This is a genomic window from Allomuricauda sp. ANG21 (assembly GCF_040705235.1).
GTDB classification, from domain to species: Bacteria; Bacteroidota; Bacteroidia; order Flavobacteriales; family Flavobacteriaceae; genus Flagellimonas; species Flagellimonas marina.
Genome location: NZ_JBFCVT010000002.1, coordinates 495,245 through 509,517 on the forward strand (window position 1 = coordinate 495,245; position 14,273 = coordinate 509,517).

Annotated in this window: 16 protein-coding genes; 9 read left to right on the top strand and 7 right to left on the bottom strand. The window is 42.1% G+C overall.

Annotated features, from left to right (window positions below):
- Nucleotides 1-4: 4 nt before the first annotated feature.
- From AB1A65_RS04530 to recA, 3 genes are all read right to left on the bottom strand, one after another.
- Entirely contained in the window at nucleotides 5-535 is a 531-nt protein-coding gene (locus tag AB1A65_RS04530; protein ID WP_366586063.1) for a sigma-70 family RNA polymerase sigma factor, read from the bottom strand.
- Between the two features lie 28 nt (nucleotides 536-563).
- Complete coding sequence (locus AB1A65_RS04535) at nucleotides 564-1,007, bottom strand: hypothetical protein (RefSeq protein ID WP_366586065.1); 444 nt, start codon at nucleotides 1,005-1,007, stop codon at nucleotides 564-566.
- 95 nt (nucleotides 1,008-1,102) lie between these two features.
- Nucleotides 1,103-2,110, bottom strand: a complete 1,008-nt coding sequence (gene recA / locus AB1A65_RS04540) for a recombinase RecA (protein ID WP_366586067.1) — start codon at nucleotides 2,108-2,110, stop codon at nucleotides 1,103-1,105.
- 281 nt (nucleotides 2,111-2,391) lie between these two features.
- Between recA and AB1A65_RS04545 the strand changes: the two genes are divergently transcribed.
- The 8 genes from AB1A65_RS04545 to AB1A65_RS04580 all read left to right on the top strand — a co-directional run bounded on the left by AB1A65_RS04545 (nucleotide 2,392) and on the right by AB1A65_RS04580 (nucleotide 10,314).
- The gene (locus AB1A65_RS04545; RefSeq protein WP_366586069.1) at nucleotides 2,392-3,423 is read left to right on the top strand and encodes a rhodanese-related sulfurtransferase; all 1,032 of its coding nucleotides are present in this window, start codon (nucleotides 2,392-2,394) and stop codon (nucleotides 3,421-3,423) included.
- A gap of 230 nt (nucleotides 3,424-3,653) precedes the next feature.
- Nucleotides 3,654-4,814 carry a regulatory iron-sulfur-containing complex subunit RicT gene (gene ricT / locus AB1A65_RS04550; protein WP_366586071.1) on the top strand — a complete coding sequence of 387 codons (1,161 nt, stop codon included), beginning with the start codon at nucleotides 3,654-3,656 and terminating at the stop codon, nucleotides 4,812-4,814.
- A complete protein-coding gene (locus AB1A65_RS04555; protein ID WP_366586073.1) occupies nucleotides 4,804-5,289 on the top strand; it encodes a gliding motility lipoprotein GldH in 486 nt (161 codons plus the stop codon). Before ricT ends, AB1A65_RS04555 begins: the two co-directional genes overlap by 11 nt.
- A gap of 4 nt (nucleotides 5,290-5,293) precedes the next feature.
- Nucleotides 5,294-7,624 carry a transglycosylase domain-containing protein gene (locus tag AB1A65_RS04560; protein WP_366586075.1) on the top strand — a complete coding sequence of 777 codons (2,331 nt, stop codon included), beginning with the start codon at nucleotides 5,294-5,296 and terminating at the stop codon, nucleotides 7,622-7,624.
- 95 nt (nucleotides 7,625-7,719) lie between these two features.
- A complete protein-coding gene (locus AB1A65_RS04565; RefSeq protein WP_366586076.1) occupies nucleotides 7,720-8,427 on the top strand; it encodes a CoA transferase subunit A in 708 nt (235 codons plus the stop codon).
- 10 nt (nucleotides 8,428-8,437) lie between these two features.
- Nucleotides 8,438-8,794 carry a four helix bundle protein gene (locus AB1A65_RS04570; protein WP_366586078.1) on the top strand — a complete coding sequence of 119 codons (357 nt, stop codon included), beginning with the start codon at nucleotides 8,438-8,440 and terminating at the stop codon, nucleotides 8,792-8,794.
- 28 nt (nucleotides 8,795-8,822) lie between these two features.
- Entirely contained in the window at nucleotides 8,823-9,476 is a 654-nt protein-coding gene (locus tag AB1A65_RS04575; protein ID WP_366586080.1) for a 3-oxoacid CoA-transferase subunit B, read from the top strand.
- A gap of 322 nt (nucleotides 9,477-9,798) precedes the next feature.
- A complete protein-coding gene (locus AB1A65_RS04580; RefSeq protein WP_366586082.1) occupies nucleotides 9,799-10,314 on the top strand; it encodes a GNAT family N-acetyltransferase in 516 nt (171 codons plus the stop codon).
- On the opposite strand, the gene AB1A65_RS04585 is transcribed toward AB1A65_RS04580, so the two are convergent.
- Nucleotides 10,303-10,623: a hypothetical protein gene (locus tag AB1A65_RS04585; protein WP_366586084.1), complete on the bottom strand. Its 321-nt coding sequence runs from the start codon at nucleotides 10,621-10,623 to the stop codon at nucleotides 10,303-10,305. The genes AB1A65_RS04580 and AB1A65_RS04585 overlap by 12 nt on opposite strands.
- 146 nt (nucleotides 10,624-10,769) lie before the next feature.
- Between AB1A65_RS04585 and AB1A65_RS04590 the strand changes: the two genes are divergently transcribed.
- Nucleotides 10,770-11,474, top strand: a complete 705-nt coding sequence (locus AB1A65_RS04590; protein WP_366586086.1) for a helix-turn-helix domain-containing protein — start codon at nucleotides 10,770-10,772, stop codon at nucleotides 11,472-11,474.
- A gap of 10 nt (nucleotides 11,475-11,484) precedes the next feature.
- Here AB1A65_RS04590 and AB1A65_RS04595 read toward each other — a convergent pair whose 3' ends face one another.
- The 3 genes from AB1A65_RS04595 to AB1A65_RS04605 form a co-directional block, all read right to left on the bottom strand.
- Entirely contained in the window at nucleotides 11,485-12,630 is a 1,146-nt protein-coding gene (locus tag AB1A65_RS04595; RefSeq protein ID WP_366586088.1) for a methionine aminotransferase, read from the bottom strand.
- Nucleotides 12,623-13,129 (bottom strand): very short patch repair endonuclease, encoded by a 507-nt coding sequence (locus AB1A65_RS04600; protein WP_366586090.1) that lies wholly within the window; start codon nucleotides 13,127-13,129, stop codon nucleotides 12,623-12,625. Before AB1A65_RS04600 ends, AB1A65_RS04595 begins: the two co-directional genes overlap by 8 nt.
- A gap of 397 nt (nucleotides 13,130-13,526) precedes the next feature.
- On the bottom strand, nucleotides 13,527-14,273 hold the full coding sequence (locus tag AB1A65_RS04605; protein ID WP_366586092.1) for a succinate dehydrogenase/fumarate reductase iron-sulfur subunit: 747 nt from the start codon (nucleotides 14,271-14,273) through the stop codon (nucleotides 13,527-13,529).

Sequence of the window (14,273 nt, forward strand, 5' to 3'; positions counted from 1 at the left end):
TTCTTTAAGCAATGTTTATTTTCTCTTTCTCTATTTTTTCCCTCAGAATCATTTTGGCTCGTGCCAGATTGGATTTAGAGGTTCCCGTGGATGTCCCCAACATCTCACTGATCTCTTTATGGCTGTACCCATCCAACACATATAGGTTGAAGGTGAGCCGGTATTTGTTCGGCAACTCTTGAATATATCCCAAGAGGGTGGACAAACTAATGTCTGTCCCTTCCGTGTCCACCTCGGCCTCATCACCAATATTTTCCGAAACCACATTGAGGTGCTGTTCTTTTCTGTATTTCTGCAATACGGTATTTACCGTTATCCGCTTGATCCAACCTTCAAAGGAACCTTGAAAACTATATTGGTCTATTTTGCTGAAAATGGTCATAAAACTGTCGTGCAGATTGTCCTCTGCCTCAGTTTTATTTTTGGAATACTTGAGGCACATACCGAAAAGAATACCGGAATATCTCCGGTATAATTCGGCCTGTGCCTGACGTTCTCCCTTTTTACAGTTATGTATCAGCTCTTCAAGATCCAAATGTTGGTCAATTTTGGATTATTGATGTCTAGTTTGTTGTTGCTTCGCCTTCTACAGGAACATCATACTCCAGATAGATGGCTTCGTCATTTTCATCCTTACCAGCATAAAATTTAAAATGATATTCCCCGGTGAAGATCACCTTGAACTGCATAGTGGCAACAACTTCTTCAACAGCTTGGGTACAAGCTAGGTCTTCATCGGTCAATCTGGAGCCTACCACAAGTACTTCGCGATCGGTCTGTCCTGTTTTCACCACGTCAAAACCTTCAAAAAAAGTGCAGCCATCATTTCTCACGTAGGTTACATCAATGTCATAGGTTTCATTCAGCTCAAAGGACTCGGGCATATCTACCTCCGTGACCGCCAATGAAACGAAATAAAAATTTGGGGTGTCATCATCCAGATCACATGAACTGAACGAGAAAACTGCCACAAGAAAAATTAAGGGCATCAACAATTTTCTTATCATAAAAATCCTTTTTTAAACCCTAGATGTGTAGTATGGGCAAGGGTTGCGTAGGATTTTCACAAGCAAAAGTTAAAGGTCCTAAAAATAGGTCAACTTTACGCTTTAATCGTTGAAATGGCTTCCTTGATCTTACCTTCCAGCTCTTCGGAAAGCTCTGGATTGTCAAGTAGAAGTGCTTTTACCGCATCTCTTCCTTGTCCCAGTTTGGTATCACCATAACTGAACCAAGAACCGCTTTTCTTTACAATTTCATAGGCCACGCCCAAGTCCAAGATTTCTCCAATTTTAGAAATTCCCTCTCCATACATGATATCAAATTCTGCGGTTCTAAATGGAGGGGCCACTTTGTTTTTCACCACCTTTACACGGGTCTTGTTACCTTGTACATCACCTTCAGTGTCTTTAATTTGAGTTGATCTTCTGATATCCAATCGAACAGACGCATAAAATTTAAGGGCGTTTCCACCGGTGGTGGTTTCGGGATTTCCAAACATCACCCCAATTTTTTCACGCAATTGGTTAATGAAAATTACGGTACACTTGGTTTTGCTGATGGTTGAGGTCAATTTTCGAAGCGCTTGTGACATCAATCGGGCATGAAGTCCCATTTTGGAGTCTCCCATTTCCCCTTCAATTTCACTTTTAGGCGTAAGTGCAGCAACAGAATCCACAATAACAATATCAATGGCCCCAGACCGAATAAGGTTATCAGTAATTTCCAAAGCCTGTTCCCCGTGATCGGGTTGGGATATGATAAGATTGTCGATATCAACACCCAATTTTTGAGCGTAGAAACGGTCAAACGCGTGTTCTGCATCAATAAAGGCCGCAATACCGCCTGCTTTTTGGGCTTCGGCAATGGCATGAAGGGTCAATGTGGTCTTACCCGAAGATTCGGGACCATAAATTTCAATGACCCGGCCGCGAGGGTATCCGCCCACGCCGAGTGCAATGTCCAATCCCAACGATCCAGAAGGTATCGCCTCAACATCTTCCACCACACTATCTCCCATTTTCATTACGGCACCTTTGCCGTAGGTCTTATCCAATTTGTCTAGCGTTAGTTTGAGGGCTTTTAATTTTGCGTCTTTTTCGTTGCTCATGGTTCTCGATATTAGGAAGGCTAAATTACCATTTCTTTCAACATACGGCAAAAGCCACGCAACCTTTTTATAACAATCGAATCTATAGGGTACTAACTCAATATCTATAGAGCTGGTCTCAGCTCGTTCAAGGTATGGGAGGAAACATAGCTGTGAAAAAGTTTAAGGTGGTTTTAAGGGCTTCTTTTTAAAAGAGGCCCTTTTCTTTTACCTATCAGGAATTTTTATCTTTGCCCAGATTTTACAATAAACCATTCTTTAATCTTAACTATTAGTATAGCATGCAACTGTACAATACATTAAGTGCCAAGGAAAGGGAAAAACTCATTGAGGAGGCCGGGCAAGATCGGCTTACCATCTCTTTCTACAAATATGCACACATTGGGAATCCCCAAATTTTACGAAACCATCTTTTTTTGGCTTGGGACCAAATGGACGTTCTTGGCAGAATCTATGTGGCCAATGAGGGTATAAATGCACAGCTTTCCGTTCCGGCAGTAAATTTCACCACATTCAAGGATCATCTGGACAGCATTTCCTTTTTGGAAAATGTACGTTTGAACATTGCCATTGAACAGGACAATAAATCCTTTTTGAAATTAAAGGTGAAGGTCCGTGATAAAATTGTGGCCGATGGCCTTAATGACGACACTTTTGATGTTACCAATAAGGGGGTTCATGTGGGCGCGGAACAATTCAACGAGCTTATTGAAGACCCAGACACCGTTTTGGTAGACATGCGAAACCATTACGAAAGTGAAATAGGACATTTTAAAAATGCCATTACTCCAGATGTGGATACCTTTCGGGATTCTTTAGATATCATTGAAAAAGATTTGGCCGAGCACAAAGAAGATAAAAAATTGGTGATGTATTGCACCGGGGGCATCCGTTGTGAAAAAGCCAGTGCCTATTACAAGCACAAAGGATTTAAAAATGTATACCAGCTTGAAGGTGGTATCATTGAATATACTCGACAGGTACGTGCCCAAAATCTGGAGAATAAATTTTTGGGCAAAAACTTTGTTTTTGACCATAGAAGGGGTGAGCGTATTTCAGAAGATGTCATTTCCCATTGTCACCAATGTGGGAAACCCTGCGATACCCATGTAAACTGTGCCAATGAAGCCTGTCATTTGTTGTTCATCCAGTGCGAGGAATGTGCCGCCGCTATGGACAATTGCTGTTCCACGGAGTGTCAGGAAATCCATGCGCTGCCCTATGAAGAGCAAAAAGCATTGCGAAAAGGAAAAGGGGCCAGCAACAAGATTTTTAAAAAAGGCCGCTCCCCCGTATTGAAATACAAGAAGTAGCATTTCAATACCCTCATAAATTATACTATCTTTACAATTAGTAATTTTTATGAACCCTATTGAGGTTACTCTAAAAAGATGAGAGATTTAATGGTCACATTGAACTGTCATCCTGAGCGCAGTCGAAGGATTTGATGAGATGTACATTGAAAATCAGCTTTTTTAAGAGTTCTCGACTCCGCTCGAACTGACAGCTTGTCTTTTTGGAAGCCTCAATCAAGATATTAAATATGGCGTGTAGCAGTTGTTCAACCGGCAAGGATGGACAACCGCGTGGTTGCAAGAACAATGGGACTTGCGGCACTGATGGTTGTAACAAGCTAACGGTCTTTGATTGGCTTTCCAATATGTCGTTGCCCAACGGTCAAAAACCTTTTGATTGCGTTGAGGTACGTTTCAAGAATAGTAGAAAAGAATTTTATAGGAATGTGGACAATCTTCCGTTGTCCATCGGTGATATAGTGGCTACCCAAGCCAAATCCGGTCACGATGTCGGCATGGTAACCCTCACCGGGGAGTTGGTACGGGTGCAGATGAAACGAAAAAAAGAGTCTCCCGATGACAACACCATTCCAAAGATTTATAGAAAAGCCTCACAACGGGATATTGACATTTGGCAAAAATGTCGCGATAAGGAAGAAGAGATAAAAAAACGTTCCCGGGAAATTGCCATTTCACTCAAACTCGAAATGAAACTGAGTGATGTTGAATTTCAGGGGGATGGTTCCAAAGCCACCTTCTATTATACTGCTGAAGATAGGGTGGACTTTAGACAATTGATTAAGGATATGGCAAAAGCCTTTGGTATCCGAATAGAAATGCGTCAAATTGGGTATCGACAAGAAGCCCAACGCTTGGGGGGCATCGGTTCCTGCGGAAGGGAGTTATGTTGCTCTACGTGGCTGACTGATTTTAGGTCGGTGAGCACGGCATCTGCCAGATACCAGCAATTGGCATTGAATCCGCAGAAGTTGGCGGGGCAATGTGGCAAACTCAAGTGTTGTCTTAATTACGAACTGGATATGTATTTGGAGGCATTGAAGGATTTTCCGCCACAAGACAGCAAACTATTAACAAAAAAAGGAGTGGCATTTTGTCAAAAAGCGGATATTTTTAAAGAGACCTTATGGTTTTCATACAAAGATGAACCTGCTACATGGCACGCTTTGAGCAAAGATCAAGTCTTGGAAATTCTTGAGCTTAATCAGAAGAACGAAAAAGTGGCCAGCTTAGAGGAGTATGCCGAGGATAATGTAAGTGATGAAAAGATGGCCTTTGAAAATGTGGTGGGTCAGGATAGCCTCACTCGATTTGATAGACCCAAGAAAAAGAAAAGAAGAAACAAAAAACGTAGAAAGCCCAAATCCAAAGCTTCCCAGAATGCGAAATAGCCTAGTATCCTTCCTAATTGTGACACTCTTGTGGTCGTGCAATGATCAAATGGTCTTTTCTGAATATGAACCTTTGAAGGATGGGAAATGGGAAATGGGGGACACGGTACAATTTGAGTTTTCCGGGATGGATACCATATCCGCTTACAACATGTTCATCAACATTAGAAACGATGACAAGTTTCCGTTCAGCAACCTTTTTTTAATTACAGAATTTGAAGCCCCAAGCGGAAACACGCTAAAGGACACGTTGGAATACAAAATGGCAGAACCTACGGGTGAGTGGTTGGGAAAAGGCTTTGGAAGCGTGAAAGAAAATAAACTTTGGTTTCAAGAAAACGTCGTTTTTCCAGATTCAGGCGTATATAAGGTGAATATATCCCATGCCATGCGCAAGAATGGTGATGTGGAAGGCATTCATGTTTTGGATGGCATTACAGATGTTGGTTTGGAAATAGAAAAAAGTATCCCATAAAGCAATGGCAAAAAAGGTTCAAAAGAAACAACAGCAAGGGTATTTCAAGTTTATTAAATGGTTCTGGATACTTTTTGGGTCCGGTGTTCTAGTCGTGATTTTTATTTTTCTCTTGGCATCATGGGGTGCTTTTGGAGAAATGCCCACCTTTGAACGTTTGGAAAACCCAGAGACCAACTTGGCCACCGAATTTCTTTCCTCTGATGGTGAAACCTTAGGCAAGCTTTATTTGGATGACAATAGAACCTGGGTGGATTATGATACTTTGCCACAAAACCTAATTGACGCACTGGTGGCCACAGAAGATGCCAGATACTACAATCACTCTGGGATTGATGCCAGAGGCTTTGCAAGGGCTTTGGCTTATTTGGGAACAAAGGGAGGAGCCAGTACCATATCACAGCAACTTTCCAGACAACTCTTTGTTGGAGTGCGTTCCAGAAACCTAATGGAAGCGGTGACTCAGAAGATAAAGGAATGGGTCATTGCCACCCGTTTGGAGCGCAATTATACAAAGGAGGAAATTATAGCCATGTACCTTAACATTTATGATTTCGGTTATGCTGCTGATGGTATCCGTTCCGCTTCCCGGATTTATTTCGGAAAAGAGCCTTACGAGCTTAGGACCGAGGAATCTGCTGTCTTGGTAGGCATGTTGAAGAATTCATCCCTGTATAATCCCATTCGGCGTGAAGAGCTTGTGCTGAACCGAAGGAATACCGTTTTGGGACAAATGGCCAAGTACGATTATATCACAGAAGAAGAAAAGGATTCTTTGCAAGCTTTGAAGATGAACATCAACTTCAACCCAGAATCGCACCGCGAAGGATTGGCCACCTACTTTAGAATGTATCTTCAGCGCTGGTTGAACGGTTGGGTAAAGGACAACCCAAAACCTGATGGAGAAAAATGGAACATCTATCTGGATGGGTTAAAGGTCTACACCACGGTCGACTCCAGAATGCAGCGCAATGCCGAGGAAGCCGTGCAAGAGCACATGAAAAATCTACAAGCCGAGTTTTTTCATCAAAACACCCCACAGCGGAACCCAACCGCACCATTTCTGGATTTGAGCAAAGGAGCCATAGATACCATCATGGAACGAGCCATGAAAGCCTCCCCAAGGTGGCGTCAATTAAAAAATGAGGGTATGTCCGAAAAGGATATTGAGGCAACCTTCCATAAAAAGGCTGAAATGACGGTCTTTGACTGGAACAGCGATTCCTATGAAAAGGACACGGTAATGACACCCATGGACTCCATTCGCTATTACAAGACGTTCTTGAGAACAGCCATGATGTCCATGGAACCCCAAACAGGCCACGTAAAGGCTTGGGTCGGTGGAATTGACTACAAGCATTTTCAATATGATCAGGTTTATCAAGGGGCAAGACAGGCAGGCTCAACTTTTAAGCCTTTTGTGTATGCCGCGGCCATAGACCAACTACGATATTCACCATGTTACACTTTGCCAGACAACCAATATAGTATTGAACCGGGAAAACACGGAAACATGGAGGCTTGGACTCCAAAGAATTCAGATGGAAAATATTCAGGGGAGTATATGACATTGAAGAACGCATTGGCTAACTCCGTAAATACCATAACAGCACAACTTATTGATAGAGTAGGCCCGGGGGCTGTAGTTTCTATCGCAAAGAGCATGGGCCTGAACAATGGCATTCCAGAGGTTCCTTCCATTGCACTGGGAACCCATGACTTTAATGTATATGAAATGGTGGGGGCATACGGTACGTTTGCCAACCAAGGTGTGTATGTAAAACCTGTAATGGTAACCCGTATCGAGGACAAAAATGGAACCGTACTCTACGAGTATACACCAGAAACCAAGGATGTTTTGAGCAAGGATGTGGCCTATGCCATGGTCAACCTTATGGAAGGGGTTACCCAATATGGTTCTGGAGGACGGCTACGGCATACTTTTGCCAAAGAGCAATCGGTTTATAAAGATATTATCACAGGATATCCATACGAACTCAACAACCCCATTGCAGGTAAAACAGGTACCACACAAAACCAAAGTGATGGTTGGTTTATGGGTATGGTGCCCAATTTGGTCACCGGAGTTTGGGTCGGCGGTGAGGAAAGGTCCATTCACTTTGCGAGCCTTACTTATGGTCAGGGGGCGTCCATGGCATTGCCCATATGGGCCCTTTATATGAAAAAGAACTATGCCAACGAGGAAATTGGAGTTTCCAAAGACGCTTTTGAGGCACCAGAGGAGATGTCCATCAATATAGATTGTTCCAAAGAAACTCAGGAGGAAGAGCAAAATTTGGATACTGAGGATGATTTGGAGGACATTGATTTTTAGTCCAAGCCTACCAAAAAAATGTGGCCCCAAGCATAAAATGTCTTGGGGCTTTTTTATTTAAATCGTAATTTCAAACAATTGGAAAATAGCACAAAATGATTAATAAAACAGTTGCAAATGTTTCAGAAGCTCTGGACGGTGTTGCGGATGGAATGACTTTTATGCTGGGTGGATTTGGCCTTTGCGGCATCCCAGAGAACGCCATCTCAGAGTTGGTCAAATTGGGAGTCAAAGATATTACCTGTATTTCAAACAATGCTGGAGTTGACGATTTTGGACTGGGCCTACTGTTACAAAAACATCAGATAAGAAAAATGATTTCCTCTTATGTGGGGGAGAATGATGAATTTGAACGCCAAATGTTGAGTGGTGAGTTGGAGGTTGAGTTGACCCCTCAAGGCACCTTAGCGGAAAAATGTAGGGCAGCCCAAGCAGGTTTCCCCGCTTTTTATACGCCTGCAGGTTATGGAACCGAAGTGGCCGAAGGAAAAGAAACCCGAGAGTTCGATGGTAAAATGTATGTGCTGGAACCTGCCTATAAAGCGGACTTTTCTTTTGTAAAAGCATGGAAAGGAGACGAAGCTGGAAACTTGATTTTCAAAGGAACCGCACGTAATTTTAACCCTTGCATGTGCGGTGCCGCAAAAATAACCGTGGCCGAGGTGGAGGAACTCCTTCCCGCCGGAAGTTTGGATCCGAACCAGATTCATATCCCAGGTATATTTGTACAGCGCATTTTCCAAGGAGAAAAGTATGAGAAACGAATTGAACAACGAACTGTTCGTAAAATGGAATCAATGTAATAATAAATCAATGGGTAAAAGGGAAAATGTAATCGTAACCAAATCCGTTGATTTTGCCCTAAGGATTATTGATTTTTGTGAAACCCTAGAAAAAGAACGAAAATTTGTTGTCGCCAATCAATTACTAAAATCAGGAACAAGTATTGGTGCTAATATCCATGAAGCACAAAATGCAGAGAGCAGGGCAGATTTCATTCATAAAGTAAAAATAGCCTTAAAGGAACTTGAAGAAGTAAAATATTGGTTGACCCTTTGCGAAAGAGCAGAAAGTTACCCTTTCGAAGCTAGTCTAAAGGATAGTGTCAACGAACTAGGATTAATTATGTATAAGATTATTAGTACAAGCAAGAGGAATCTTAAAAATTGATTCATTGTTACATTAGAACATTATTTTTATGTTAGACAAAAACGGAATCGCAAAACGCATCGCAAAAGAAGTCAAAGACGGCTATTATGTCAATTTAGGGATAGGTATCCCTACTTTGGTGGCGAATTTTGTGCGGGATGATATCAGTGTGGAGTTTCAAAGCGAAAATGGAGTACTGGGCATGGGCCCTTTTCCGTTTGATGGAGAAGAAGATGCCGATATCATTAATGCTGGAAAACAGACCATCACCACCTTGCCGGGAGCTTCTTTTTTTGACTCGGCCCTAAGTTTTGGGATGATTCGAGGTCAGCACGTGCACCTCACCATTTTGGGTGCCATGGAAGTGGCTGAAAATGGGGACATCGCCAACTGGAAGATACCGGGTAAAATGGTCAAAGGGATGGGTGGCGCCATGGACTTGGTGGCCTCTGCAGAGAACATTATAGTGGCCATGATGCATACCAATAGGGCAGGCGAGTCCAAATTGCTAAAACGATGCACGTTGCCATTGACGGGAGTTGGCTGTGTAAAAAAAATTGTGACCAACTTGGCTGTTTTGGAGGTGACTTCTAAAGGATTCAAACTTCTGGAAAGAGCTCCTGGGGTAAGCGTGGAGGATATTGAGGAAGCCACAGAAGGAAGGCTCATTGTAGAGGGCGAAGTACCCGAAATGAAGATTTAGCAAATATCTTTCGTTTTTTTACAACAAAATAAAACCAATACACAACATTAGTTTTAATTTACCATTCATCGAGTTTATATTTGGTTATATCGAATTTTTATCCCAAATTAAGAACCAATAAAATTATACCATGGCAGCCAAATTAAACCACACCACAATGGACGAAAGCGTCCAAGTGTACCGAAACGATTTCTTTACAGGATTTATGTTATTGATCAAGAAGCTTTTTATGCTTTAGACCAGTATTTTTCCCCCTGAAAGTCTTGGAGCCAACAATTTTGTTAGGCTCTTTTTTTTGCGATACATTTGGGAAAAGACCATCATGAAACTTGACTTTAGACAATGTGAAATCTCAGATTTGGATGCTTTGGTAAAAATTTCCAAAGACACTTTTGTAGATGCATTTGAAAAGGATAATGACCCGGTTGATTTTCAAAACTATATTCAAAAAGCATTTAGCCCAGACAGATTGGAATCAGAGTTGAAAAACCCCGATTCCACTTTTTATTTTGTATTTGATGAAGAAACGTTGGTGGGCTATTATAAACTAAATACGGGAAAGGCCCAGACAGATGTACATGATGAAGACTCTATTGAACTGGAGCGTATCTATGTCATACAAGCGTATCAGGGCCATAAAATAGGAGCGAGAATGCTCTCCCACATTTTGCATTTGGTCAAAGAATTGGGAAAGGCCTATCTATGGTTGGGCGTATGGGAGCACAATCCCAAGGCTATTCGTTTTTACCAACGACATGGTTTTCAAAAATTTGGTGAACATCCTTATTACATCGGCAATGACAAACAGACCGATTGGTTACTGCGCTTAAACCTTTAGGAAACTCTCCAAGAACAAAATGTCTCCCTCTGAACGCAGCTTGTAGCCAATGGAATTTTCAAATGCGGCGTGAATCAGTAAGGAAATAGCTTGGGCGTTGGCCTTGGTAAGACTGTTGGTGCGGTATACCACATCCCGAATTGTTGAAAAACTCACGTTGCACCGGATGGCAATGTTGGCATAATCATCTTTAGAGACATTTCTTCGCAACGTTTCAGAAAGTCGCTCACTGATTGGTTTGCCGTAGTCCTCTTTTGAAAACATGTCTTCGCTGTTAATGACCAAGGTTAGATTTTTAATAGATCCCATCTCAATAGTTTTAGTGGATTACTAATTATTTTACTGGGGTCTGATCGTATTTTCTATATTTGGCTTGTAACCCAATTACAGAAAAGTGGCGGAATCGCTGCGGCTAGTGCATATTGCGTAACAATATTACACAATATACTGAATATATGTATATAATTAAGCAGTTAAGGCGTAAAAAAAATATCAGCCAATCCAAATTGGGTAAAGAAATAGGGGTCAGCCTCCGTACCATACAGCTTTACGAGCGTAAGAACGCCAACATTCCCATTAAGAATCTTACCAAGATTGCCCATTATTTTGATATGACCATCGCAGAAATGTATCTGCAAGAGGTGAACGATATGGGAGAATCGTACACCAAAGAACAGCCCTTTACCAAACATGGTAGTGTTTTTTACCCGTTGGATCATGGAAAATATCTGGTCATGGCACCTTTGGTGATGGTGGAATGGCACAAAAAGTATATTGAATCTTTAGAAAAACACCAGAGCAAGGTCCCGTTTCAATCCGCATTTGTGATTGATTTTTTGGCGAAGGAACCGCACCGCATTTTTGAGGTTTCTGGAGACTCCATGAACGATGACAGCTTAAATGCCATTCCAAATAAAGCTTTTGTCTTGGCGTTGGGTTTAAAAAAAGAAATGTTTACCAAAGATGACGAAACCCTTTGGAACAAATCCTATATTTTGGTTTGTAAGGACCGCATTATTTGTAAACAGCTTACAGGGTATTCCAAAGAGAGAACTTCGCTTCGTTGCCATAATTTGAACACCTCTCCAGAGTTTCAAGATTTTGAATTGCCGTTGGATGATGTGCTTCAGGTTTTCAAAATTGTGAAGAAACAACTATAGCATTCCAGGTTTATATTGAATTCAAGATCTCGGCAGCTTTGTCCAAAACATTGTTTGTCTTGGCAAAGCAAAACCGCAAGAATTTCTTCTCATAATCACCTTTGCAAAATACAGAGACCGGAATGCTCGCCAGTTTATACTCTTTGATCAAGTGTTCGGCAAAGACGGTATCTTTTTCATTCGTGATATCCGAATACTCCAACAATTGAAAATAGGTACCCTCCGAAGGAACCATTTTAAATCGGGAATCCTTTATGGCATCTAAGAAAGCATCTCGCTTTTCCTGATAAAAACCACCCAGGTTTACATAATGTTGTGGGTACTTTAAGTATTCAGCCAATGCTATTTGCAGTGGATGATGTACAGAAAACACATTGAACTGGTGCACTTTTTGAAACTCCTGCATCAACAATTTTGGCGCCGCACAATACCCTACTTTCCAGCCTGTGGCGTGAAAGGTTTTACCAAACGAAGCGCAGATCAAGCTTCGCGCTGCCAAATCTGGATATTTAGCCGCACTCTCATGCAGTTTCCCATCAAAAACAATATGTTCATAGACTTCATCACTCAATAGAATGATATTGGTACCTCTTAAAATTTCCTGAAGCCGAAGCATATCCCTTTCAGACCAAATGGTTCCTGTGGGATTGTGCGGCGTGTTGATGATGACCATTTTGGTCTTTGGAGTAATTGCTGATTTAAAAGTGCTCCAATTCATCTTAAAATCGTTGCCCTCCAATGGCACTGGAACACTTTTACCTCCAAAAAGAGCTATGGCCGGCTCGTAGCAATCAAAAGCCGGCTCTATGACAATGACTTCATCCTTTGGCTGGATAAAGGTGGCAATCGTGGTAAAAATGGCCTGTGTTGCCCCAGCGGTTACGGTTATTTCAGATTCAGGGTTATAATGCTTGCTATACAAACGCTCAATTTTCTCGGAAATGGCTTCCCGAAGGGAAAGAGCCCCTTGCATAGGGGCATATTGATTGTGCTCTTTTTTATAAGCCTTGCTCACTAGTGCCAACAACTCTGGGTCTGGGTCAAAATTGGGAAACCCTTGAGATAGATTAATGGCATTATGTTCACGGGCCAGTTGGCCAATAGTCGTAAAGATGGTAGTGCCCACATGGGGTAATTTAGACGTGATATCAATCATTGGCGCTATGTTCGTTTAGTGCTTTCAGTACTTTTTGTAGGCAACCTTCCAAATCTTTTTTCACTTCGGACTCCCAAAACCGAAACACGCTATAACCCATTTGTTCCAGTGCCTCGTTCACCTCTTCATCCCGTTGAATGTTTCGTTCGATCTTTGGAATCCAGAATTCCCGGTTACTTTTTATTTTGTGTTTGCGTTCTTCCCAATTGTGGCCGTGCCAGAACTCCCCATCAATAAAAATGACGGTTTTGTATTTTTTTAGGGCGATGTCTGGCTTACCGATAAGTTTTTTATAATCGATACGATACCGATATCCGGCTTGCCACAACGCTTTCCGAAAAGCTAATTCAGGCTTGGTGTTCTTCCCTCGAATCTTCCCCATGATCTTGGAACGTTCCGGGGTGGTGTAAAACCCACTTTCCTCATTAAACCGAGGGACTTTGATGCGTTCTTTCGGATACTTTTTGGGCATATGGGAAGATACAAAGGTTTGAATCAAAAATAAACTGTTGGAATGTCATTCTGAGCAAAGCGAAGAATCTATTGTTGAACAAAAAGACAATTTGACACGAACATCACTAATTTACACCAATCTTCATTAGGCGCCGAGCGCCCACCTACGACAGGTAGGCAGTCGAGACACAATGCGATCGAATCAAACCTATGGGATGCTGAAACCTGCCTATGCCGGCAGGCAGGCGAGTTCAGCATGACGTGGGCCCGTCATTTCGAACTGTCAGATTGAGCGTAGTCGAAATCTAAGTGAGAAATCTCAAAACGATTAAAGATTTCTCAATCGTCTTCCTTCCTCATTTTGAAATGACGTAAGGAAACTAGCCAAAAAAACCCAAACTCCTATTGGAATTTGGGTTTTGTCTATTGAAATATTTTGATGGCTATCCCTTTACCGAAGCAGAAAGATACTCCCGATTCATTCGGGCAATATTGGTCAATGAAATACCTTTAGGGCACTCAACTTCACAAGCACCGGTGTTGGTACAGTTTCCAAAACCTTCCAAATCCATTTGGCGAACCATGTTCTGAACACGCTCCGCCGCTTCCACCTGTCCTTGTGGCAATAGAGCAAACTGCGATACTTTTGCAGAGGTGAACAGCATGGCACTAGCATTCTTACATGCAGCTACACATGCCCCACAACCAATACAGGTAGCGGCGTCCATGGCCTCATCCGCATCGTGCTTGTTGATGGGAATGGCGTTGGCATCAACAGTGTTTCCTGATGTGTTCACAGAAATATAACCTCCTGCTTGCTGGATACGGTCAAAAGCACTTCGGTCCACAATTAAATCCTTGATGACTGGGAACGCTTTTGCTTTAAACGGTTCAATGACGATGGTGTCACCATCGTTGAATTTACGCATGTGCAATTGGCACGTAGTTACCAATCTATCTGGCCCATGCGGTTCCCCATTAATTTGAAGGGAACAAGTTCCGCAGATACCCTCTCTACAGTCGTGATCAAACTCCACAGGCTCCTCTCCTTTGGAAACCAATTCTTCATTAAGGATGTCCAGCATCTCCAAGAAAGACATATCACCTTCAACACCGTCAAGGGTATAATCAACTATTTTACCTGATGAGGATGCGTCTTTCTGACGCCATATTTTTAGATATAATTTCAT